Origin of the sequence: Pseudoalteromonas marina, assembly GCF_000238335.3 — a bacterium.
Taxonomy (GTDB): Bacteria; Pseudomonadota; Gammaproteobacteria; order Enterobacterales; family Alteromonadaceae; genus Pseudoalteromonas; species Pseudoalteromonas marina.
The window spans coordinates 58,681-81,993 of the sequence record NZ_AHCB03000011.1 but is presented as its reverse complement, the minus strand read 5'-3'; the positions used below and the strand labels follow the sequence as shown (position 1 = coordinate 81,993).

General features: G+C 40.5%; 18 protein-coding genes. 12 read left to right on the top strand and 6 right to left on the bottom strand.

What is annotated here, in order from left to right:
• Nucleotides 1–68 precede the first annotated feature (68 nt).
• The 6 genes from PMAN_RS15735 (at nucleotide 69) to folX (ending at nucleotide 6,792) form a co-directional block, all read left to right on the top strand.
• On the top strand, nucleotides 69–3,425 hold the full coding sequence (locus PMAN_RS15735) for an ATP-binding protein (protein WP_010557919.1): 3,357 nt from the start codon (nucleotides 69–71) through the stop codon (nucleotides 3,423–3,425).
• Between the two features lie 51 nt (nucleotides 3,426–3,476).
• Nucleotides 3,477–4,106 carry a YceH family protein gene (locus PMAN_RS15730; protein WP_010557918.1) on the top strand — a complete coding sequence of 210 codons (630 nt, stop codon included), beginning with the start codon at nucleotides 3,477–3,479 and terminating at the stop codon, nucleotides 4,104–4,106.
• Nucleotides 4,107–4,174: 68 nt separating this feature from the next.
• Entirely contained in the window at nucleotides 4,175–5,005 is an 831-nt protein-coding gene (gene nadE / locus PMAN_RS15725; RefSeq protein ID WP_006792487.1) for an ammonia-dependent NAD(+) synthetase, read from the top strand.
• Between the two features lie 135 nt (nucleotides 5,006–5,140).
• A complete protein-coding gene (gene folM, locus PMAN_RS15720; RefSeq protein ID WP_010557917.1) occupies nucleotides 5,141–5,860 on the top strand; it encodes a dihydromonapterin reductase in 720 nt (239 codons plus the stop codon).
• 17 nt (nucleotides 5,861–5,877) lie between these two features.
• Nucleotides 5,878–6,432: a GTP cyclohydrolase I FolE gene (gene folE / locus PMAN_RS15715; protein WP_010557916.1), complete on the top strand. Its 555-nt coding sequence runs from the start codon at nucleotides 5,878–5,880 to the stop codon at nucleotides 6,430–6,432.
• 3 nt (nucleotides 6,433–6,435) lie between these two features.
• Nucleotides 6,436–6,792 (top strand): dihydroneopterin triphosphate 2'-epimerase, encoded by a 357-nt coding sequence (folX, locus tag PMAN_RS15710; RefSeq protein ID WP_008129424.1) that lies wholly within the window; start codon nucleotides 6,436–6,438, stop codon nucleotides 6,790–6,792.
• A gap of 12 nt (nucleotides 6,793–6,804) precedes the next feature.
• On the opposite strand, the gene PMAN_RS15705 is transcribed toward folX, so the two are convergent.
• Nucleotides 6,805–7,239, bottom strand: coding sequence for a YqaA family protein (locus PMAN_RS15705; protein ID WP_006792491.1), 435 nt, complete (start codon nucleotides 7,237–7,239; stop codon nucleotides 6,805–6,807).
• A gap of 69 nt (nucleotides 7,240–7,308) precedes the next feature.
• Entirely contained in the window at nucleotides 7,309–7,674 is a 366-nt protein-coding gene (locus tag PMAN_RS15700) for a DUF4870 domain-containing protein (protein ID WP_010557915.1), read from the bottom strand.
• Between the two features lie 182 nt (nucleotides 7,675–7,856).
• Between PMAN_RS15700 and PMAN_RS15695 the strand changes: the two genes are divergently transcribed.
• From PMAN_RS15695 to PMAN_RS15680, 4 genes are all read left to right on the top strand, one after another.
• Entirely contained in the window at nucleotides 7,857–8,558 is a 702-nt protein-coding gene (locus PMAN_RS15695; protein WP_006792493.1) for a spondin domain-containing protein, read from the top strand.
• A gap of 10 nt (nucleotides 8,559–8,568) precedes the next feature.
• The gene (locus PMAN_RS15690) at nucleotides 8,569–9,291 is read left to right on the top strand and encodes a spondin domain-containing protein (protein ID WP_010557914.1); all 723 of its coding nucleotides are present in this window, start codon (nucleotides 8,569–8,571) and stop codon (nucleotides 9,289–9,291) included.
• A gap of 89 nt (nucleotides 9,292–9,380) precedes the next feature.
• Nucleotides 9,381–10,106, top strand: a complete 726-nt coding sequence (locus PMAN_RS15685; protein ID WP_010557913.1) for a response regulator transcription factor — start codon at nucleotides 9,381–9,383, stop codon at nucleotides 10,104–10,106.
• Between the two features lie 10 nt (nucleotides 10,107–10,116).
• Nucleotides 10,117–11,598 (top strand): sensor histidine kinase, encoded by a 1,482-nt coding sequence (locus tag PMAN_RS15680; RefSeq protein WP_010557912.1) that lies wholly within the window; start codon nucleotides 10,117–10,119, stop codon nucleotides 11,596–11,598.
• An 85-nt stretch (nucleotides 11,599–11,683) separates the two neighbouring features.
• Here the strand turns inward: PMAN_RS15680 and PMAN_RS15675 are convergent, their stop codons facing one another.
• Together PMAN_RS15675 and PMAN_RS15670 are read right to left on the bottom strand one after the other, a co-directional pair.
• The gene (locus PMAN_RS15675) at nucleotides 11,684–13,858 is read right to left on the bottom strand and encodes a S9 family peptidase (protein ID WP_010557911.1); all 2,175 of its coding nucleotides are present in this window, start codon (nucleotides 13,856–13,858) and stop codon (nucleotides 11,684–11,686) included.
• Between the two features lie 130 nt (nucleotides 13,859–13,988).
• A complete protein-coding gene (locus tag PMAN_RS15670; protein WP_010557910.1) occupies nucleotides 13,989–17,456 on the bottom strand; it encodes a S8 family serine peptidase in 3,468 nt (1,155 codons plus the stop codon).
• A 236-nt stretch (nucleotides 17,457–17,692) separates the two neighbouring features.
• Between PMAN_RS15670 and PMAN_RS15665 the strand changes: the two genes are divergently transcribed.
• Together PMAN_RS15665 and PMAN_RS15660 are read left to right on the top strand one after the other, a co-directional pair.
• Complete coding sequence (locus tag PMAN_RS15665; protein ID WP_006792500.1) at nucleotides 17,693–18,163, top strand: DUF2721 domain-containing protein; 471 nt, start codon at nucleotides 17,693–17,695, stop codon at nucleotides 18,161–18,163.
• 90 nt (nucleotides 18,164–18,253) lie between these two features.
• Nucleotides 18,254–18,706: a c-type cytochrome gene (locus tag PMAN_RS15660; RefSeq protein ID WP_008129412.1), complete on the top strand. Its 453-nt coding sequence runs from the start codon at nucleotides 18,254–18,256 to the stop codon at nucleotides 18,704–18,706.
• A gap of 71 nt (nucleotides 18,707–18,777) precedes the next feature.
• Here the strand turns inward: PMAN_RS15660 and PMAN_RS15655 are convergent, their stop codons facing one another.
• Nucleotides 18,778–21,921 carry an efflux RND transporter permease subunit gene (locus PMAN_RS15655; protein WP_010557909.1) on the bottom strand — a complete coding sequence of 1,048 codons (3,144 nt, stop codon included), beginning with the start codon at nucleotides 21,919–21,921 and terminating at the stop codon, nucleotides 18,778–18,780.
• A gap of 12 nt (nucleotides 21,922–21,933) precedes the next feature.
• Nucleotides 21,934–23,112 (bottom strand): efflux RND transporter periplasmic adaptor subunit, encoded by a 1,179-nt coding sequence (locus tag PMAN_RS15650; RefSeq protein WP_006792503.1) that lies wholly within the window; start codon nucleotides 23,110–23,112, stop codon nucleotides 21,934–21,936.
• Nucleotides 23,113–23,313: the final 201 nt, after the last annotated feature.

Below are 23,313 nucleotides of genomic sequence, written 5' to 3'. Positions count from 1 at the left end.
AGCGTCATTTTAATTTGTACAATAAATAGCTATAGTGGAATTGTCTAAATTCAAGCCAATAGTAGCTAATGCCACCAACTAACAATAAAAAAGCAAGTGCGCACAACTATAACCGAACTTTTTGGTTATCGATGACACTACTACTGCTTATTAGTGTTGTACTAGAGCGCATTAATTACACTCGCGTGAAAGACGCTCATCGCCTTCAAATCCTCTCCGATGTAAGCACCTATAGAGCACAACTAGAAGCCATTTTAATTTCTAACATTCAGTTAGTACGCGGCTTAGGCGTGGCTGTTTCTGCAGAGCCTAACTTAAATCAAGAACGCTTTGCACAAATTGCAGCCCCCCTTTTTAATACATCAAAAGAGCTTAGAAATATTGGCGGTGCACCCAATATGATTATTAAAATGACTTACCCGCTTGAAGGAAATGAAGCGGCTCTGGGCCTCAACTTGCTGGCGAATAAAAATCAACGCGCTGACGCTATTAAAGCGCGAGACACCAACACAATTATAATGGCTGGCCCGTTAACGCTAGTGCAAGGAGGTGAGGCACTCATAGCGCGTGTGCCAGTCTATACCCCGCCTGATAAAAATTTTTGGGGATTACTTTCTGTTGTTCTAGATATTAATAAAATTTATAAAAACGCCGGAATTTTAGATCTTAAAGAAAAATATAACGTTGCACTCCAAGGCCGAAATGGGCTGGGCGATAAAGGCGAGTTTTTTTTTGGTGACGCCGCAATATTAAATCAAGATCCCCTCGCATTTTCGTTAAACTTTCAAGGCGGAAGCTGGCAGCTATATGTTGCACCCAAACAGGGCTGGAGCCCACCCAACTCAGCAGTTTGGCCATTACGTTTAGCAATAATTATTATTTGTGCGTTACTTACATGGGCATTTTTGTTCTTTTTAAAAATGCTTGACCGCCAGCAAAAAAACGAAAGAATGCTAGAAACCATGAGCGATTTGGCGCAAATAGGTGCGTGGTCGTTTAATTTAGAAACGAAACAAGTTTATTGGTCAGATATGACTAAAAAACTGTTTAAATACCCACTCAATACCCAGCCACAATGGCCTGAAGATTTAAGCTATTTTAAAGAGGGCGAAAGCAGAGAAACGATCAAACCTCTACTCGAACGTGCTATTAAATATGGCCATAGTTATGAAGTTGAACTAGAGGTAATAAACGGTGAAGGGGAAGCGGTATGGGTACTTGTTAACGCAGAAGCTGAACATAAAAATGGTCGATGTGTGCGTATTTTTGGTTCGCTACAAAATATTGATACCCGTAAAAAAATTGAATTAGAAAACAGCTTTACAGCGCTGCACAATGAAACGTTAGCCTCATTAACGGTTAATAAGCTCATTTTAAACGGTAAACTTAGCCAATCAAAAGACATACTCACTGAGGCTATTTGCCATGCTTTAAAAATTGAGCGTGCCAGCATTCGTTTTTATAACGAAGATCGCACACAGTTAATTCCGTTCGCACTGCATAGCGAATTAACACAGGCCGAAAGCGTTGAACTAACCTGGCTTAGAAAACATCTTACTGACTTTTTTAATATGCTTGATCACCAAGCTGTATTTAATATTCCTGACGTTATTCATAATTCAGCGCTATCTCCTTTGTCGCCATATTACTTATTGCCATTGGGAATAAAATCGATGCTGTGCGTAACAATCCCTGCCGGCAACGGGGTATTAGGAATAATATGTGCTGAGCAATGCAAAACCACACGCTTGTGGACAAAAAACGAAGAAAGTTTTTTAATCACAGTGGCTACACTTATAGGCAGTTTACATTCAAGCCAGCAACGCATAGAAGCAGAACAAGAATTAGTAGAAGCTAAGGAATTAGCCGAGCAAGCGGTGGCAGCAAAAAGTGAATTTTTAGCAACTATGAGCCACGAAATTCGCACTCCTATGAATGGGGTGCTAGGCATGCTAAATATAATTAAGCAAACAAAGTTAGATCAACAACAAGCGCACCACATTGAGCTTGCGCAATCATCTGCCGAATCATTGCTTAATATTATTAATGACATATTAGACTTCTCTAAAATGGAAGCGGGTAAACTTAATATTGATAGTATTCAGTTTAATCTCCCAAAATTATTAGGTGAAGTGGTTGAATCGTTTGCACTAAAAGTAGAGCAAAACAATACAAAACTAATTTTAGACGCAACCCAAATTACAGTAAGTGAAATAATTAGTGATCCGAATAGGCTTAGGCAAATTCTTAATAACCTGATTGGCAATGCTGTTAAATTTACTAAAAACGGTGACGTTATTATTATAGCCAGAGTGGACGACTCTACCGATGGCTCCTTTTTAGAGTGCTCAGTAATTGATACTGGTATTGGTATTAATAAAAACCAGCAAACATCATTATTTAATTCATTTACACAGGCCGACACTTCAACTACGCGCCAATTTGGCGGTACAGGCCTTGGGCTGACGATAGTAAAACAACTATGTGAATTAATGGGCGGAAGCGTCAGTGTCAACAGTGTTGAAGGCGAAGGCAGTACGTTTTCATTTAGTGTAAAAATACAGCCTAGATTAAGTAAAGAACAAGATTTACCAAGCCATCTAATAAACAACAAACGTATTTTATTTATTGATGAGTGCCACTTAAATACCAGTATAGCCACTAAACAGCTGACAATTTGGGGGGCCCATGTGGAGTTTATTAATGACTATAATGAGGTGCTGATACATTTAGAAGAGACGACTCATTCATACGATGCAATTTTAGTTGATTATCACTTTTTTTCTGTTGCTGCAAAAACGCAAACAACCGCCTTACAAAACTTTATTAAAAAGTTTAAATGTAAATCAGTAATTATGGCGCCAATGAGTTATTCACAAAAAGAATCAACGCTTAAAATGAATGTCGACTGCATGATTTTTAAACCTCTTACGCCATCAGATCTGTTTGATTCACTCACTAATGAAAAATTTTTAGAGCAGCAATTAAATCAGGCGCAACTCACTAATACACTTACAAAAGCACCTATTAAAGATTCATCAGAGCCCGTTTTATTGTTAGTAGAAGACAATAAGATAAATCAAGTTGTGGCCTCTGCATTGTTAAAAGAGGCCGGGGTGATCTTTGATATTGCTGAAAATGGTGAGCAAGCAATTAGCAAACTAAACGCCAAACAAAATAACCCGTATAAACTTATTTTAATGGATTGCCAAATGCCAATAATGGATGGTTATCAAGCCACGCAGGCAATCAGACAAGGCGGAGCAGGTGAAAAATATAATGCTGTATCAATTATTGCTTTAACGGCTAATGCCATGCAAGGCGATAGAGAAAAATGTATTGCTGCGGGCATGGACGATTACTTAACTAAGCCGCTTGATATGGCCGCCTTAAAACCCAAGTTGCAGCACTGGCTTGGCAGTTAAATAAGGCTTACCACTAATTAGCATTAACAATTAATATTTTTAAGGGTACTTATGCAGTTATCACCACACCAACAACGTGTTATTGGTTGTCTCCTAGAAAAACAAAGCACTACACCAGAGCATTATCCTTTGTCACTGAATGGGTTAACCAATGCATGTAATCAAAAATCGAATCGCGATCCTGTTCTTAATTTAACCGAAAGTGATGTGCAAGTTGCGCTAGATGAACTTAGTGAGATGCGCCTAGTTACTGTTGATGAAGCACTTTCGGGGCGAGTAAATAAATACGACCACCGCTTTTGTAATACCGAATTTAGTAGCTTACAGTTTTCAGCACAACAACGTGCCATTATTTGCCTATTGCTGTTACGCGGCGCCCAAACACCCGGTGAATTAAGAACACGCAGCGCTCGTCTCGCTGATTTTAATAATGTAGATGAAGTTGAAAATGCGCTAAATAAATTAATTGAAAATGAGCAAGTTGCCAAGTTACCGCGCGAAGCAGGTAAACGTGAAAGCCGATATATTCATTTATTTGGTGAGCAACCAATTACGCCTGATAGCGATACCATTAATTTACCCAGCGAAGCCATTAAAGATAAAGAGCTAAACGATTTATTACGCGAAGTAGAAGAGTTAAAAGCAGAACTTAACCAGATAAAAGCACATTTAGGGCTTTAAATAAGTAAAACTAAATCACATAATAAGTTTATTGCGTATCACATTTAAAATCTTACAAGGAGCCGGCAATGCGCGCCGAAATAATGGCTGAAATGAAAGTTCAGCCAACCATTGATGTAAACGCTGAGATCTCTCGTCGGGTTAACTTTATAAAAGCACGTTTAGTTGCAGCCCACTCACGCTCGCTTGTGCTTGGTATTAGTGGCGGGGTTGACTCTTCAACTTGCGGCCGTTTATGCCAATTAGCTGTTAACGAATTAAATGAAGAACACAGCACCAACAAATATCAATTTATTGCTGTGCGCCTACCTTACGGCGTGCAAGCTGATGAAGACGAAGCACAAATGGCGGTAGATTTTATTCAGCCAAGTAAGCGTATGACCGTTAATATTCAGCCTGCTGCTGATGCGTTACATGAGCAAGTGTTAATCGCAATGACTAGCAGCGGTGACGCATTACCAGAGCAAGCTCAAATAGATTTTATTAAAGGTAACGTTAAAGCACGCCAACGTATGGTCTCTCAATACGAAATTGCCGGTTTTAGCCAAGGCTTAGTTGTAGGTACCGATCATAGCGCAGAAAACATTACAGGCTTTTACACTAAATTTGGCGATGGTGCATGTGATTTAGCGCCTCTTTTTGGTTTATCTAAGCGCCAAGTTCGCGCACTAGCGACTGCCCTAGGTGCGCCAGCAGTGCTTGTTGAAAAAGCCCCTACAGCCGATTTAGAAAGCGACCGACCGGGCCTCACCGACGAAGAAGCGCTCGGTTTAAGTTACAATCAAATTGATGATTTTTTAGAGGGCAAACCTGTCTCTGAAGAGGTGGAGCAAAAGTTAATCGGTATATATCTGCGCACGCAACATAAACGCCAGCCAATACCAACAATTTACGATTGATATAAGTGATATAAAAAGCAATTAACAGCATCTAGTTTAATTGCTTTTTTGATCGCCCTACTCAAATGTTACGTACACATTGCACTTAACGTACTAATATTTATTAAAAACTTGCCAAAGAGAACACTGCATTATATGACATCGCCTATTTTAATTACTGGCGCAGGCCAACGAATCGGCCTAGCCCTTGCTCAGCATTACTTAACCCAAGGGCAAAAAGTGATTATTACTTATCGTACTCGCCATGATGCCGTAGAAAAACTAGCGCAGCAGGGAGTGACTTGTATCCATGCCGATTTCAGTACTGATGCAGGAATTAATGAGTTTATTAATACATTGAAAGCCCATACCCAATCCTTAAAGGCTGTTATACACAATGCGTCTAGCTGGGATTGTGAAGCAAATAACCCAGACCACGCCAAGCTTTTTGATAACATGATGCGCATTCATGCCAAAACACCCTACTTAATTAATATGCAGTGCGCTGACTTACTTTTAGCGTACCAGCAAGTTAGCGGTGCTGCGGCTGATATTGTACACCTTACTGACTATGTGGTTGAAACAGGAAGCCCTAAGCATTTGGCATATGCGGCAAGCAAGGGCGCACTTGATAATCTAACAAAATCGTTTAGTGCAAAATATGCACCCAATATAAAAGTAAATGCGGTTGCGCCTTCGCTTATTATTTTTAATGAGCACGACGACGAACAATACCGCGCTAAAACACTTAAAAAATCATTGATGGGCATCGAACCTGGGTGCCAAGAAATTATAAACAGCATTGATTTACTATTACAAAGTCAGTACATAACAGGGCGCTCTATCCCTGTTGATGGCGGACGTCATTTAAAGTAAAAAACACTGAGACACCTATGCATAACGAATTAAAAGACAGCTACCAAAAAATTATAACCGCCGTAGGCGAAGACGCTGAACGCGAAGGTTTATTAGACACACCAAAACGTGCTGCAAAAGCAATGGAATATCTGACACAAGGGTATCGCCAAACGCTTGATGAAATTACTAATAATGCCGTATTTACCTCTGATGCAGACGACATGGTACTCGTGCAAGATATAGAACTTTACTCTATGTGTGAGCATCACTTGCTACCATTTATTGGCCGCTGCCATATTGCTTATATTCCAAACGGCAAGGTGCTGGGGTTATCTAAATTTGCGCGTATTGTTGATATGTTTTCGCGTCGCTTTCAAATACAAGAACAGTTAACACATCAAATTGCCAAAGCCGTTGAAGAAGTGACTGGCGCAAAAGGTGTAGGCGTTATTGTTGAAGCTAAGCACATGTGCATGATGATGCGCGGTGTAGAAAAGCAAAACTCAAGCATGCGTACATCAGTAATGCTGGGTAACTTTAGAAGCGACCCTAAAACACGCAACGAATTTTTGCAGCTTATTAAAGGGTAATCTATGGCCAACGCAATTATTAATGTTACTAACTTACGCTTACGTACATTTATTGGTTTTAATCCTGAAGAACGTGAAAAAAAGCAAGACGTAGTGATCAACCTTGAGATTCACTACCCTGCCGACAACGCATGTAAAACCGATGAAGTAGACCAAGCACTTAACTATAAAGTGATCACCAAAGAGGTGATTAGTTTAGTTGAGCAAGGACACTTTTTATTACTAGAAAAGCTAGTCGCTGAAATTCTTGCTGTTTGTCATTCACACCCGAGTGTGAATTATGCTAAAGCCCGTGTAGATAAACCGCATGCGCTTCGCTTTGCTGACTCTGTATCGTTAACACTTGATTGGACAAAGTAGCGTACGTATAGCTTAAATAAGAGCTTCGACTCCCACGGCAAGGGCAATAACCGCTAAATAGCGTGCGCCTTTGCCAAGTGTTACTAAAAGTAAAAACACGCTAAACCTCACTTTAAAAATACCGCCAATAACTGTTAATGGGTCGCCAACAACAGGCAGCCATGCAAACAATAAGCTGTATACGCCATATTTATTAAACTGATTTTGTGCCTTTTCAAGCCCTTGTTCTGATACCGGAAACCACTTTTTATGTTTAAAACGTAAAACTTGCGTGCCTAACCAGTAGTTAACACAGCTTCCCAATACATTACCTAGTGTTGCTACCAACCATAAAAGCCAAAGGTTAACTTGGCTTTGTGTGATCATTCCCACCATGATCACCTCTGAAGAACTCGGCAATAGCGTAGCTGAAATAAATGCGCTTAAAAACAGCGTTAGATAAAGCATAATAACCTTGCGGGAAAAGGTAAAACCCCAGCCTAAGGCTAGGGTCGGTTTATACAAATAATTGAGCGCTTATTTTATCAAATTTAAACTCAGTGGATAATTAAACTCTTTACCTTCATTGGCTTTAATACTCGCTAAAACCACCATAATAAAAGAAAAGATAGCCACAATAGGTAATAAAATTACACCGATCACAACAAACATCAATGCAAAACAAATAATATAGGCAATTGCCATGGTTATCTGAAAATTAAGCGCTTTTTTACCGTGCTCATTGACCATTTGCATTTCATCTTTTTTAATTAACCAAATAACTAATGGTCCTATGATTGAACCAAACGGCACAATAAATCCAGCAAACGCGCTTAAATGGCACAACATTGCCCATGTGCGCTCATCTTTATTTACTACTTTAACCTGTTGATTTTCTTCCATAACACAATCCTTTAATTTTTATAATGCGGTTTAATTATACACAGGTCTATAAGTTTTCTGGCGTATTTATTTACAAAAATCACAACCTACATTCCTGTGATAAAAAAGTGATAAGTTTGTGAGAGTTTCTGGAGACGATTGTTCAATACTTATCTCGAATCATCACTTACAGGAAATAAAAAATGAAAGCTTCAACTTTTACACTTGCAACTCTTTTAGCGGTAGCTAGCCAGTCAACCATGGCTGCAGAGTTAGACTTAACAATAACCAACCTAACCCAAGGCATTCACTTCACTCCGCTACTCGTTACAGCACACAACAGTGAAGATAAGCTTTTTGAAGTTGCAACTGAAGCTTCTACCGCATTACAAACAATGGCTGAAGGCGGCAACATTGCGGAGCTAATGGCACAAGCCACTGCAGCAGGTAGCGATATGGCTGCAAACCCAGCAGAAGGTCTATTAGCACCATCGTCATCAACCATGACAACACTAATGACGACTGACGGTAACGATTACTTATCAGTGACCGCTATGTTACTACCTACAAACGATGGCTTTGTTGGCCTTGATAGCTGGAAAATACCAACCGAAGCCGGTACCTACACAGTTTATTTAAATGCATACGATGCGGGCACTGAGCAAAATAATGAGCTCGTGGTTGAAGGTTCTGGAGCACCTGGTACGCCAGGTATTCCTGCAGCACCAGGTGGTGATGCGGGTACAGGTGGCGCAGGCTTAACAAGCACCGATAGCAACATTAATGTGCATATTCACCCTGGTACACTAGGTGACGACGACTTAACCGCTGGTAATAGTGATTTAAGCAACACGGTTCACAGATGGTTAAACCCTGTAGCTAAACTAACCGTTACGGTTAAGTAGGAGCGTAATCATGGCATCTTTAAATACTCTTAAAAAAAGCATCGTGGTTGTTGCACTTGCAGCTTCACTTGCAGCCTGTGGCGACAACGACAGTAACGATCCTGTTCAAGTTGTCACACCGCCGACTCCTGAGCCTGTAAGCTATACATTTGATGTAACCGTCAGTAATTTAACCGCAGGGCAGCCACTATCGCCTATTGCCATTATTGCACATACAGAAGGCACACTTTGGCAAATAGGTAGTCCTGCATCGGTTGCATTAGAAACAATGGCAGAAGGAGGCGACAACAGCCAACTACTTGCATTAGAAAACGCCATTGCAAATGCATCAAGCGAAGGCCCTGTTGGACCTGGCGCAAATACCACGATCACATTAACGACAGACTCACTTGAAGCACTCAAGCTTTCACTTGCCACTATGATGGTGAATACGAATGATGGATTTACCGGTCTTAGTGCTTTAGACGTATCTTCATTAGCCGTGGGCGACTCTTTAACTCGCACCACAGTTGCTTACGATGCAGGTACTGAAGCAAATACAGAAGCAGCTGGTACGATACCCGGTCCTGCTGATGGCGGAGAAGGTTTTAATGAAGCCCGTGATGATGTTAATTTTGTAGCAAGACACCCAGGTGTCGTTACAAATGAAGATGGTTTATCTAGTTCAGTGCTTAGCCCTGAACATAAGTTTGATAACCCATTAGCAAAAGTGGTTATTACCCGCACTCAGTAATTCGTTTATCAGTATTGACCTTGATATACCAGCTTGTAATGGGGAAGTAGGGGCGCACGGAAGCCCCCTTTTTTTTACGAGGATAAACAATGCGTCATGAAAAATTACTCATAGTTGAAGACGACAGAGAAATTGGTAAATTAATTACCACACAGCTTACATCGCTAAATTTACATGTGGATCATGTGATCAGTGCTGAACTGGCTCTAAAAAAAATTGCCAAGCACCCCTACGGGCTTATTTTACTGGATATAAACCTACCGCAAATGGATGGATTAAGTTTATGTCGTAAAATAAAAGAGCACTATCCAAAGACCTTCGTTATTTTACTCACCGCACTAAGTAGTGACATGGATAGGGTTATTGGCCTAGAAATGGGCGCAGACGACTATATTTGTAAACCCTTTTTTGCACGTGAACTACAAGCCAGAGTAAAAACCCAACTTCGACACAGAGCACAGTTACTCGCCAGCCAAAATACCGATGAACCCTCTGTTGCAAGTGAACAAACCCTTAAAGTTGGCTCATTAAACATTGAGTTTGACTCTCATCAAGTGTATTTAGCCGAACAGGCAATTAACCTAACTGCCACCGAGTTTGATTTGCTGGTGTATTTTGCACGCCACCCTAACCATGTATTTAGTCGCCAGCAACTACTTGATAAAGTCTGGGGCTACCAACATAGCGGTTACGAACATACTGTTAATTCACATATTAATCGGTTACGCGCAAAGCTTGAATTGCACCAATCGACACCTATTATAGAAACCGTTTGGGGTGTGGGATACAAACTCAATCCAAGCCAACTTAATTAAGATTTTTATTATGAGACTTTCTTTGTACCAAAAATTAGCAGTGTCGTTAGCCGTTATTTTTTGTTTTATTTGCGCGCTGGTTTATAGCTGGAGTAAACAACTAGAACTCAACTCTAAACACCATGGAGAACAAAATTTACATTTAGCGCTAGCTGAGCATTTAGTACAAGATAACCCATTGATAAAAGAAGGCGTATACGATTACGAAGCCCTTGAAAACCTATTTCATACCTTAATGTTACTCGGCCCCGCCTTTGAATTTTACTTTGTAGACGAAAACGGAAAAATATTAACTTACTCCGCAGAACCCGGAAAAGTGAAGCGTACACATATTAATTTAACGCCATTAAAGCACCTTATAGCTAACCCAAGTGCTACACCTGTTTATGGCGACAACCCAAGAAACCCTGATCAACAAAAAATATTTTCTGTGGCGCCTGTTTTTAATAACAACACATTGCAAGGGTATTTATATGTGATTATTGGTGGTGAGGCATACGACACCTCTCTTAATCATATAAAAAGTAACGACTCGTTATTATTGGCTGCCATATGGTTAGGCTCAGCACTCGTTTTTTTATTTATTGCGATGCTTATTTTACTGCGATTTTTTACAAACCCTATTCAACACCTTGCAAAAGATGTAAGCAAAATTGAGGCTGCAAACTACAGCCTAAACGACACAAAACTGAGTATCTATTCAACTCAAAAAAGTAATGAAGTCCATAGCTTAAGCCGAACTATTCAAGCAATGCTCACACGTATAAACGAGCAATTTAAAGCACTAGAGCAAGGCGATAAACAACGCAAAGAGCTACTTACTCACTTATCTCATGACTTACGTACGCCACTGGCTTCGTTACAAGGTTTTTTAGAGGTGTTAAATCAGTCAGGTGACAAACTAAGTCCGCAAGAGCAGCAAGAGTACTTGCAAGTATCACTGAATAACTGTGGCCAACTTAAGCAACTAATAGAGCAAATTTTTGAACTCGCACACCTCGAAAATGGCGAAATAAGTATTAACAAAGAAACATTTAACCTAGGTGAACTTATTTACGATTGTATTGCTAAGTTTAGTTTGGCCGTAGAGAAAAAAGGCATTAATTTATCGGTTGAGCCAGAAATTTGTGACTTTCCTGTCATTGCCGACATAGCCAAACTTGAGCGTGTTTTAAGTAACTTAATCGATAACGCCATTAGGCATACCCCGCGTGACGGCAGTATTGCTGTGCGTGTAAAACGCGGTGATGACAATCAATTATTTGTGCAGGTTTCTGATACCGGCGTGGGTATTAAACACGAAGAGTTAAATGCCATTTTTGATCCTCATTACCAAGCTAGTAATTCTAACAAAGCCGGCCGACAACAAGGTGGTTTGGGCCTTGCTATTTGCCGCGGGCTATTAAAACTCATGGACAGTGAAATAAATGTACAAAGTGAACTAGGCAAAGGCACTATGTTTAGCTTTAATTTGCCACAAAAAAAGGCGTAACTTAACGTTACGCCTTAGCTCATTACTTAGTTGAATTGTGGGACCGCTGACCTTTGCAAATAAAATCAACAGTCCCTAGGGTTTGTTATTTTTTTATACCCGCTAAATCAAGCATAAATGCATAATTTAACGCGGCATCTTCTAAGCGTTTAAAACGGCCAGAAGCACCGCCGTGCCCGGCTTCCATATCTATTTTAAATAATAGTTTATTATCATCTGTTTTGTAGTCACGCAGCTTAGCAACCCATTTTGCTGGCTCAAAATATTGAACTTGTGAATCGTGTAAGCCTGTAGTAACTAACATATTAGGGTAGTCTTGCTTACTGACCTGATCGTACGGTGAATACGACAACATATAATCGTAATATTCTTTCTCGTTAGGGTTACCCCACTCGCCATACTCGTTAGTTGTAAGCGGAATCGTTTCATCTAGCATAGTAGTAACCACATCAACAAACGCAACCTGTGCAACCATGCCTTTATAAAGCTCAGGCGCTTGGTTTGCTACTGCACCCATTAATAGTCCACCGGCACTGCCGCCTTGTGCAAATATGCTGTCTTTTGCACCATATTTTTGCTCAACTAATGACTTAGTTACATCTACAAAGTCGTTAAACGTGTTCTTCTTGGTTAGTAGCTTACCCGCTTCGTACCACGGGCGACCTAACATTTGCGAACCACGTACATGGGCAATTGCAAATACAAAACCACGGTCAAGCAACGTTAATCGTGCAGAAGAAAAGCTCGGATCCATTGTTGCGCCATACGAACCATAACCGTATTGCAATAATGGGTTAGTGCCATCTTTTTTAAATAACTCTTTTCGATACACCAAACTCACCGGTACTTCTACGCCATCGCGTGCTGTTACAAAAATACGTTCTGAGGCATAGTTGTCTGCGTTAAAGTCACCTAATACTGTTTGTTGTTTTAATAATGTTTTTTCGCCAGTGGCCAAATTAACATCATAAGATGAACCCGGCGTCGTCATACTGGTGTAGTAAACACGCAGCGTATCGCTGTCTAATTCGTTATTACCGTACGCATTAATTGTATATGCACTGTCGTTAAAGCTTAGTGGTAACTCTTTGCCCGATGTTAAATTACGCGCAATCAGTGTTGATTGGCCCATTTCGCGTTGTTGGTATACTAAGTAGTCATCAAACAACTCAACACCTTCGAGTTTAATACCCTCGCGCGCAGGGATCACGCTTTGCCAATTTGCTTTATCACCGGCTTTATCAATATCTACTTTCATAAGCTGAAAGTTAACGGCATTTAAATTAGTGACAATGTAATAAGTATTGCCTAATTTGGAAATGCTGTATTCAAGGTTGGCTTCACGTTCAATTAAGCGCTTAGGCTTAGCGTTTACATCATTTGCACTAAGTACTGACAAACCCGATGCATCAGTACTGCTATGCCAAATATAAATTTCTGAGCCGTCTTTGCTCTTGCTCATACCTGTGTAATAGCTTGTGTCTGTTTCTTCGTAAACAAGTTCGTCATCGCTTTGTGGTGTACCAAGCGTATGACGATAAACCTGATACCCGAGTAAGGTTTGCGCGTCTTTTTTGATGTAATAGACTGTTTTATTGTCGTTCGCCCACACAACATAACCACTGGTGCCTTCAAGCGTGTCGTCTAATAATTTACCAGTACTTAAATCCTTAATTTTTATGTTGTAAACACGGCGACTTACCGTATCTTCACCATACGCCATTAAGTTGTCATTTGGGCTGACATTTAGGCCACTCACCGCAAAATAGTCATGACCTTTAGCCAATTCATTTACGTCTAAAATAACTTCCTGATCGGTGCCTGCAAAATCACTACTGCGTAAGTAAGTAGCGTACTCATTATCGCCGCGAGTTTGCGACGAGTAATAGTACTGGCCGTCTTTTACCGGAACAGAGTCATCATCTTTTTGGATTCGCCCTTTAAGCTCTTCAAATAAACTACTTTGTAATTTTTTAGTATGCGCAAGCATAGCGTCAGAATACGCATTTTCGGCTTCTAAATAGTTAATGATCTCAGGTGCTTTTCGCTCGTCATCTCTGAGCCAGTAGTAATTATCGATACGTGTATCGCCATGAATGGTCATTTCATGGGGTACTTTTTTAGCAATTGGTGCTACTGCTGTTACAGCTTGAGCTGACTCAACTTGAACCGTATTTTTTTGAGTTTCTTCTGGGGCTTTATTACACCCGCTTAAAATAGCAAGCGAGAGTGCAGCAAGTGCAAAGGGAGTACGTGTCATGAGGCAAAGTCCTTATTATTTTTGTTACCTAAATATACCTAAAATTAATACCTTTTGTGATTTAGTTTGTGAAGCTATGTAAAAAGGGAGCCGAAGCTCCCTTTAATTTAGTACTTAATCATTTTTAAGCTTACTTTTGCTTACGACGACGCATGAATGCGAACGGTGCTACTAGAAGCGTTAACCAAGCTAATGAACCTGACGAACTTTTCTTCTCTGGCTCTGGAATAACAACTGCCGGAGGTACTACTGCAGTTACATTAACAGTTACAGTTACAGGCTCAGAAACATTGCCTCGAATATCAATCGCAACAACTTCCATTTCAGCAGTAGTATCACCTGCTAGCATGTTGGTGTCAGCAACCACAATTTGACCTTGCTCATCAACACCTAACCCAATATTTGTGTTTGATTGAACGTAGTACTCAGAAACCGCTAAGTCAAAATCGGCTTCTTCAATTGTAAGCGTGCCAACTACTGTACCATCAGCCGCATCTTCAGAAACTGAGAATTCACCACCTACTAAGATAGGCGCCTCAATAGCTGGTAATGTAAGCTCTTCACTTGTCATTGCTTTAATGATGTTTGTGCCAGCACCCTGAGATAAAACAAATGGACCACTTGCAGATACCATTGCTTTTTCACCAGGTAGAAGTGATGCAACAGCTTCGCCAGTTTCAAGCGAAGTCATTTGAACTTGTGGTTGAACACCAAATACAACTGAACCAGTTACACTGTCTGTCTCAGAGAATACACCTGATTGGTAGCTTGGGTAACCAACAGATACTCTAAAGTTCATTGGCTGACCAAGTAACGACCCATCAATGTTCATTAGCTCAGAACAACCAGTAAATGTGATTGTATCTTCACCTGCTGAATGAAGAAGTGGTGTACCCCACGCCCAACCATCGTTGCCAGCGCCGTCAGTAGTACCGATCAATGTACGGCTACGACCTGGTGACGCAGTTGTACGACCACGGTCATTTAAGTTTTGTAAGAACTGATCAGCAACACCATCATTATCTGTATCGATTTCAACTCTGTAACCTGCTTGGAATGTATGCGTTAGCGGGTCACGTAATTGAATTGATGAAGTGATGTAAATACCTGAATCACAGAAGTCTGCACCAAATGCAGAGAATGTGCTCGACAGAATATTATACTCTGCCTCTTCCATTGTTTTCTCTGTACCTACTGCAATAATGCTTTCAGCCTGAGGAGTGATTTCAGTCTGGCCAGTATTTTCAAGTACTAGTGCAACTTTATTGTCAATCAGCTCGGCAGTATAACTTAGCTCTGTTGCTGCTTTTGGCATTGCATGATACACAACGTGTAAATCGTGGGTTGTATCTGTTGACGCATCATCAAATACTAATGCACCATCAAACTCAATCGATGTTAGTGCAGCACTACGAGCAGCGATATCATCAGCACTAAATGGATTCTCTAATTCCCATGCAGGTAGTTTACTTGGGTCAACCATCATTGTGATGTCAAAGTTTACAGCTTGCCCAGCAGGGATTGTTACTGACTCTGGGAAATCCCAGCTAACAGCTTCAGTTTTTTCGTCGCTTTCGTAACGTGCTTCAGTACGAAGGTTATATGTTTTCGCTTCAGCAGAGAAGTTTTTAACAGTGACCGTTTTAGTGATAGAACCGGCTTCTGCAAGGCTCACTAAACCATAAGAAAGGGCAGCTTGTTTTGTATCAAACTCAGCATTATGTACCCATGCTGCAACAGGTAAGTTCACAGCTTTAGTCACATCAACTAAACCAGCACCAATCATACTAATAGGTGCCAGCTCTGAATCAGGATTGATAGCCAATGGCTCGTTAGTAACTTCAAGGTTTGCCGCGTTCATAATAGTGGCTTTAATTTCAAACGCATTACGGTTTGGGTGAGCCTCACGGATCATAGCAACCGCACCGGCTGTAATTGGACCTGAGAACGAGGTACCCGACACAGGATTAGTGCCAGTTTGAGTTCCTGCTGCTGCTACGTCAATACTTGTACCTGGCGCTGTAATTTCTGGTTTAAGTAAGCCATCCATTGAAGGGCCGCGTGATGAGAATGTTGCCACAGCACCCGCTGTTGTTTTAATCTCAACACTAATATCAAATGTTGCAGGGCCGCCAGCTTCTAGCTGTGCTTTTAGTGCAGCACCCGCTGCAAAATTAATCCCAACGTTTTTAATAGTTACGTCAGCATCAAAACCACCCATTGGGGCTGGTGTGCCGTCGTCAATGTTATTTGCAATAAATACAAACTCAGCACCTTTAGCTTGTGCGTTTAGTACTTTTTGTGTAAATGCACAGGCACCACGATCTATTAGTACCGCTTTACCTGTAAAGTCAACATCGTCTGCAAAAGCGTCACAGCCGTTTTGATTTGCTGTAGGGTATACTAAATCAATATCAGCACCTGATAGGGTAAAGCCATCTTGTGGGCCAAAACCTGACGCTTGAATATCGCCTTCAATGCCTGCAACTGTTCCACTTGCAATACCAACTTCTGTTGCTGGATGCGTCATTGCACCAACAGATAAGGCATTAGGAGTTGTACTTGGGCCACCAACACGGAATGGGTTATCACCATCGTTACCGGCAGAAATTACCATGTTAACACCTAATTCAACAGCACGTTGAACTAGGTATTGTGTACCACCACCAGTGTAAGTATCACCAAATTCACCACCAAGAGACATGTTCATCACGTCAACACGATCTGAAATATCGCCATCACCGTTAGGATCCATTGCAGCCTCTAATGCAGCTGCTTGTGCTGCACTTGGACAACCACCGCCACATACAGAATATGCGTATAGCTCAACCTCTGGTGCAATACCGTTTACAGAGTTTGCAGATGATGTACCATGATTTGTTGGATTACCTGTTGACGGTGAATTTGCAGCATCATTTTCAATTGGATCTGCATCATCACGAATAAAGTCATAGCCACCTTGTACAATGCCTTGCGGCCATGTAACTGTTGTAGGGTCTTCTTGTGCCGCTAGGTATGCTTCAACAGTACCCGCACCGCCAAATGCTACGTGAGTATAATCAATACCTGTATCTAGTACTGCAACGCGCTGACCTTTACCACTTACAATACCATCAGTAATTAATGGTTTAGCGTTAATATAATCAGAGCTTGCTGCAACGTGAAGTTCACGGTCAAACATTGGTAATACTTTTGCAACGCGATCATCTTTTGCAATCTGCTTTAAAGCTTCAGGTGTTGCTTGAACTATTAACGTTGGAGCAAGAATCTTTGTTTTGCCAATTACTTTTGCATCAAAATCTAAGTTACTCAACTCTGCAGTCATTATGTCTTGAAGCTGCTCAACCTGAGCTGTTATTTCACGGCTACTTGAAGCCTGATAAGTTCCAGCTGATACTGCATCCACAGATGTTGTTGCTTTAAGAACGATCATATGAGCTGAAGGCTCTTTTTTGTCTGCTGCAACTTCAACTACTTGTTCTACTTGTTTGTAGTTAATATTTGCTTTTGGTAATTCAGCGGCACTTGCAAGTGTTGCCACAAATGCGCTAGAAACAGCCGTCGCTATCGCTGTCTTTTTTATTATATTGTTACTCATGAGTTCCCCTAGGATATTTTATGTATTATTGTAGTCACATTAATAAAGCAAATTACAATGTATGGACGAATATAAAACGTTCATCCCCCACCAAGCAACACTTTGGTTACAAATAAGCATTAAGCACATAAAAAAAACAATCAAACAAGCACCAAGCAACTGATATAAATAAATAAAACCACATTTCACTTTTGTGAATATTTGTAAACAAAAACTGCATAATAACTAGGTACTTTATGAATAATGATGTGATCAACATTTTAACTATGGCTAAAGTAATACAAACAGCTGTTGCACCAGTGTTTTTAATAACCGGTATTGCAGCTACACTTGGCGTTTTATCAAACCGCTTGGCTCGTATTACAGACCGTGCAAGGCAATTGGAGCGCAAACTAAAAGTAAGCACCGATGAAGATTTTAATAAATCGCTTGCAACTGAGCTTCGCGCTCTATTAAAACGCTCCCGTTGTATACACATAGCCTTTAGTTTAAGTGTTTTGAGCGCTTTGCTTGTATGCGCAGTGGTTATGCTATTATTTTTATCTCACATTCAATCAATAAACTTAGGCGTTACTATCGCCAGCTGTTTTGTGGCCGCTATGGCGTTGTTAATATGTGCGTTTATGTCGTTATTAGGTGAAGTTTTCTTAGCAACTCGCAGTATGCGACGAGGGATGATATTTGCTGATATTGATATGAACGATTAACTTTTAGTTAATTTTTCTGTATTAGCTTGAATAAAACCAATAGCTAAGATACAAAGCAATAGTCAAAAAATAGTTAACAGGGGCAATAATATGAAATTTAAAAAGATTCTAGCGGGTGCATTACTAACAACATGCGCGCTAAGTGTATCTGCAAACTCTGCGTTTAAAGAGCCAAGCGACGCTATTGAATACCGTCAAAGTGCTTTTTCTATGCTATCAGTTCAAATTGGCGATATGGGCGCAATGCTTAAAGGCAAGGTTCCATTTGATGCAGAACAATTCAAAATGCGTGCAAATAACGCAGCAGCGCTTTCAAAAATGCCTTGGGAAGCTTTCTACGCAGGAACAGACAAAGGCGATACATCGGCACTGGCTGCTGTTTGGTCTGAAAATACGGTATTTGTTGAAAAAGCCAATGCGTTTGCTGCAAACGCAGACAAACTTGCTCTAGCTGCCCAATCTGGCGACAAAGCGGTTATTGGTAAAGCCTTTGGTGCTTGGGCGAAAGGTTGTAAAGATTGCCACAAGCAATTTAAAGACTAATTATAAACATAATAAAAATAAAAAAAGGACTGAGTGTTAACACTCAGTCCTTTTTTATTGTTTAGCAAAAATTAGCTATCAACAGACACTTCTACACTTCTTCGTTTAAAAATACGTCGGTAAGTGTTTTTAAATAAGGCCCCAATATCACCTAATATAATGTACAAACAAGGTACAAGAATAAGCGTAATTAAGGTTGCAAACATAACTGCAAATCCCAGCGCAACTGCCATAGGAATTACAAACTTAGCCTGTAGGCTGGTTTCAAACATAATAGGCAACACACCAGCAAACGTAGTGATTGAGGTGAGTAATATTGCTCTGAAACGCGCACAGCCGGCTTCAATTACAGCATTTTTAACGCTAACGCCTTGCTTACGTACCTGGTTTACATAGTCGGTCATAACCAAGGAGTCATTAATTACAACGCCCGCTGCAGCAATAAGACCAAAGCCAGACATTAAGCTCATATCCAAATCAAACCAGTAGTGCCCCCAAATAGCCCCCGTTAAGCTAAACGGAATAACCGACATTACAATAAGCGGTTGTGAATAGCTTTTTAGTGGTACAGCAAGCAGTATGTAAACTAGTATCATGCCTCCAATAAAAAACAACATTTGCTCATTGGCTTGCGCCTGTTGCTCCTCAATAGCACCACCAAGTTCTGATTTAACGCTTGGGTATTCTTCTTTAAGCTGTGGTAATAGGTTTTCTTTTACCTGTTTAACCACTTCGCCCGGCTCAATTTGCTCTTCATCAATACTGCCGTACACATAAACAGTTCGATAGCCACCTTCACGGCGAATGTAGCTAATACCGGGAGTTTCGGTTAGCTCAACCACATCACCCAATAACACTTCGCGCCCTGTTGGTGTAGTCACCACTGTATGTTTAAGTGATGAAAATGCTTCGCGTGTAAGTTTAGGGTAACGAACCATTACACGGACTTCTTCACCATTTCTAATTACGCGTTGTGCTTCGCCACCATAAAAACTGGCACCTACTTGATTAGCAATACTGGCTAAGTCTAACCCCAAATCAAAGGCAACGGGTTTTAAACTCATTTGCACTTCTTTACTTGCTGGATCTATGGTTGAACTTATATCAAACAAGCCTTCTTGCTGCTGAAGTAATTGAATAAAACGACGCCCAGCTTCGTTTAATGTATCGATATCAGACCCAAATAGAAGGTAACCAAACTCGCCACCACCGTTGCCGCCACCGCCGCCTACGTCGTCTTGAATAGTTAACGATTTAACACCTGCAATATTAGGCATGGCTTCACGCCAACGGCGCGATAATTCAAACGCATCGTAAGGACGTAAGCCTTCATCAACTAATGGGGCTAATAATTGCGCCTCTGTGCGGCCTTGGTTAAACACGAGCACGTCACGGATAATTTTTTGACCTGTTTGACGCTCTGTTTCTTTATCTACCTCAAGCACCATCGCTTCTATTTCGCGAATAGCATTAATAGTTTGAATGTCGGATACGTTGTCATTCATTTCAATATTAATTTGTGGGAAATCATGCGGTACTTTAGGTGAAGGAATAGTGCGCACCTGATTTGAAGCAATTAAAGCAAAAGTCAGCACTAATAAAGCAATAAAACTAAATAAAACAGTCCAACGCCATTCAACACACTTGGAAACAAAACGTTTATATGGGCCGTTTACAAAAACAAAAAAGCGGGTATTAAATCTATCTCGCCAGCCACCTTTTTTGATAGGAGTAAAATGTGTATGTGCAATATGCGCAGGTAATATGAGCTTCGATTCAATTAAGCTAAATACCAAACACAACATAACAACAACAGCAATAACGTAAAAAAAGGCACTTTCAGGGCCGCTCGAAAGCGTAAACGGCGCAAATACTGCAATGGTAGTAAGTACACCAAATGTCGCTGGAGTCGCTACACGCTTTGCACCACGTACTACGTTATCGACACCGCCGCCACTTTTTTCAACCTCACTGTATGCGGCTTCGCCTATGACAATGGCGTCATCCACCACAATCCCTAGCACCATGATAAACGCAAATAACGAAACGATATTTATGCTAATACCAAATAGTGGCATCACCATCATCGCGCCTAAAAAGCACACTGGTAAACCTATCATTACCCACAATGCCAACTTAAAGCGTAAGAATAACGACAACATAATTGCGACTAAAATCGCACCTTGAAGAAGGTTTAATTTCATCATATCTAAGCGAGCGTTTAGGTAGTACGTCATATCCATTAAAGGCTCTATACGCACACCCGGTGGGAGCTCTTTATTCTTTTTATCAATATACGCTTTAACCGATTCAGCTACCGGAATAATATTTTGTGATTGCGTTGCTTTTACTGATAAATAAACGGCATTTTCACCATTAAACTTAAAATAACGTTCACCTTCAGTAAATTGATCTTTAATTGTGGCAATATCTTGCAGTAAAACTTTGGCACCATACTCGCCAATTTTTACCGGAATTTGTCTAAATTCTTCGCCTGAATAAAATTGGTTTTCAACACGAACTGATATAACTCCCGCATCAGTTTTTAACTGACCTGCCGAAAAGTTAGCAGAGTAACGACGCACAGCATTCATAACATCTGAAATTGTTAAGTTGTACTGGCGTAATGTATCTGGGTCGATTTCAATCGCTATTTCATCAAGCGGTACATCATTGACCACAAGCGATACATTAGATAATTGCAGCAATTCATCTTCAATATTGTTTGCTATCGGCTTAAGCTCAAATAAAGGCAAGTCAGCAACCAGTGTCATGCCTATTACATCTTGTCTAAATTCAATCTGACTTATGGTGACCGGTTCCATGCCGGCTGGAAAAGTAGCAATACCGTCAACACGCAATTTTACTTTATCAAGCACATCGGTGAGTTCTGCGTCTGTATGAATTTCAAGCCTTGCAGAGCCGCCGTTTCTAAATGCGCGATACACGCCTTTTTTTATTTCGGTAATATCTTTAAGTGATTCTTCAATTTTTATAAGAATACTTTCTTCAATTTCCTGAGGAGAGGCGCCTGGGTAATTAGCGTTTACGTTAATATAGTTAATTTCTATATTAGGAAACATTTGTCGCTGAATCGTTTTGTAGCTTAAAAAACCCATTACGATAATAAACAACATCATTAAGTTTGCAGCAACCGAGTTATTAGCAAAATAAGCTATTAACCCTGTTTGTTTTGTTTGTGTTGATTCACTCATTGTTATTACACCTTAAAGCTGTTGCGTATTTGAGGTGCTCACATCAGAGCTTTCAGGTGCCGGTTGGGCACCTGCTATTTTAACTTCCATTCCCTTTTGAGGGTATTCTGGTAACGTAACCACCAGCTTATCGTCAGCTTTTAGGCCACTACTAATATAGAAGTACTCGCCTTCTTCTCGTATTACCGTTACCTTTCTTGGTTCAAGGGTTTGGTTTTCGCCTACCACCCAAACGGTTTGGTTGTTAACAAGCGCTTGAGGTAAACGGTAGATATTATTTAATGTTGTACCAGCAAAATTAACCTGTACATAACTGCCAAATTTAATTGCTGGTTGTTTATTTTTAAGGCCATACGGGTCTTCAATTCGCACCACTAAACTGCTCATACGTGTTGCGTTATCTACAATACCTAAATCGCGGTCAATAACGCCTTCACGAGTAAAGCTATTAAGGCCTTTTTGAATAACGGTTGCGGTAATCCCTTTAATACGCTCAGGCAAAAACACACTATCAAAGCCTGCAATAGGAATAATTACTTCAGCAGTTTCTATATTGTTTAGCTCAGCGACTTGCGAGCCCATTGTCACGTATTGGCCCACACCTACATTACGGCTCACAATAAGTGCATCGTAAGGTGCTTTAACATCACAGTTTTCTAAATCTCGCTGCGCACGTTTTAATGCTGCTTGCGCTGATTTAACATTTGCTTGCGCACTAAGTACTTGAGGCTTGCGTAAAAATAAATCAGTACGCGCTTTACTTGGAAAGCGTTTTGCTTCGTCTTCAGCTACTTTTGCTTGCGCTTGTTCTTCAATTAAACCTGCTTGGGCACGAGCAAGTTCAGCTTCAGCCACGAGCACTGCAGCTTCGTAGTTATCTTTTTCAATCGAAAATAAGGTTTCACCACGTGCTACAACCCCACCGGCAACAAAGCTCGGATGCCAACTCAGTACCTCTCCCGATACCTGTGCAGACAGTTGTGTATTTTCCAGCGGCTTTACTTCGCCATAGCTGTTAATTACAACCTGATGGTCGTTAGCCGAAACCGGCTCAACTTGAACAGTAGGTCGCGTATCAACTAACGCTTTTTTTTCTTGTTCATTTGCAAGAGCGTTTATTGCTTTAAAACCAACAACTCCTATAGCAAGCGCAACAAATGGAAAAACCCATCTAAGTGAATTTGTTTGCATATCCTAATTACCCCAAATTTCTATTAACGCCATAATAACAGAGCTTAATTAAACAATTACGTGACATTTGTAAGCAACTGTTACAAATGTGCATTAATTATACTTCTCGTAATTAATTACTTAATTATAAATTAGATTATATAGCCATAAAATTATATTTTGTTACAAACTTTTACTATTTAAAATCAATACATTAAATAA

Excerpts from the sequence above, each read along its gene's own strand:
- PMAN_RS15650 (WP_006792503.1), bottom strand. The coding sequence starts at position 23,112 with ATGCAAACAAATTCACTTAGATGGGTTTTTCCATTTGTTGCGCTTGCT.
- folX (WP_008129424.1), top strand. The coding sequence starts at position 6,436 with ATGGCCAACGCAATTATTAATGTTACTAACTTACGCTTACGTACATTT.
- PMAN_RS15735 (WP_010557919.1), top strand. The coding sequence starts at position 69 with ATGCCACCAACTAACAATAAAAAAGCAAGTGCGCACAACTATAACCGA.
- PMAN_RS15680 (WP_010557912.1), top strand. The coding sequence starts at position 10,117 with ATGAGACTTTCTTTGTACCAAAAATTAGCAGTGTCGTTAGCCGTTATT.
- PMAN_RS15655 (WP_010557909.1), bottom strand. The coding sequence starts at position 21,921 with ATGAGTGAATCAACACAAACAAAACAAACAGGGTTAATAGCTTATTTT.
- PMAN_RS15695 (WP_006792493.1), top strand. The coding sequence starts at position 7,857 with ATGAAAGCTTCAACTTTTACACTTGCAACTCTTTTAGCGGTAGCTAGC.
- nadE (WP_006792487.1), top strand. The coding sequence starts at position 4,175 with ATGCGCGCCGAAATAATGGCTGAAATGAAAGTTCAGCCAACCATTGAT.
- PMAN_RS15690 (WP_010557914.1), top strand. The coding sequence starts at position 8,569 with ATGGCATCTTTAAATACTCTTAAAAAAAGCATCGTGGTTGTTGCACTT.
- folE (WP_010557916.1), top strand. The coding sequence starts at position 5,878 with ATGCATAACGAATTAAAAGACAGCTACCAAAAAATTATAACCGCCGTA.
- PMAN_RS15665 (WP_006792500.1), top strand. The coding sequence starts at position 17,693 with ATGAATAATGATGTGATCAACATTTTAACTATGGCTAAAGTAATACAA.
- PMAN_RS15670 (WP_010557910.1), bottom strand. The coding sequence starts at position 17,456 with ATGAGTAACAATATAATAAAAAAGACAGCGATAGCGACGGCTGTTTCT.
- PMAN_RS15660 (WP_008129412.1), top strand. The coding sequence starts at position 18,254 with ATGAAATTTAAAAAGATTCTAGCGGGTGCATTACTAACAACATGCGCG.
- PMAN_RS15700 (WP_010557915.1), bottom strand. The coding sequence starts at position 7,674 with ATGGAAGAAAATCAACAGGTTAAAGTAGTAAATAAAGATGAGCGCACA.
- PMAN_RS15675 (WP_010557911.1), bottom strand. The coding sequence starts at position 13,858 with ATGACACGTACTCCCTTTGCACTTGCTGCACTCTCGCTTGCTATTTTA.
- PMAN_RS15705 (WP_006792491.1), bottom strand. The coding sequence starts at position 7,239 with ATGCTTTATCTAACGCTGTTTTTAAGCGCATTTATTTCAGCTACGCTA.
- PMAN_RS15730 (WP_010557918.1), top strand. The coding sequence starts at position 3,477 with ATGCAGTTATCACCACACCAACAACGTGTTATTGGTTGTCTCCTAGAA.
- PMAN_RS15685 (WP_010557913.1), top strand. The coding sequence starts at position 9,381 with ATGCGTCATGAAAAATTACTCATAGTTGAAGACGACAGAGAAATTGGT.
- folM (WP_010557917.1), top strand. The coding sequence starts at position 5,141 with ATGACATCGCCTATTTTAATTACTGGCGCAGGCCAACGAATCGGCCTA.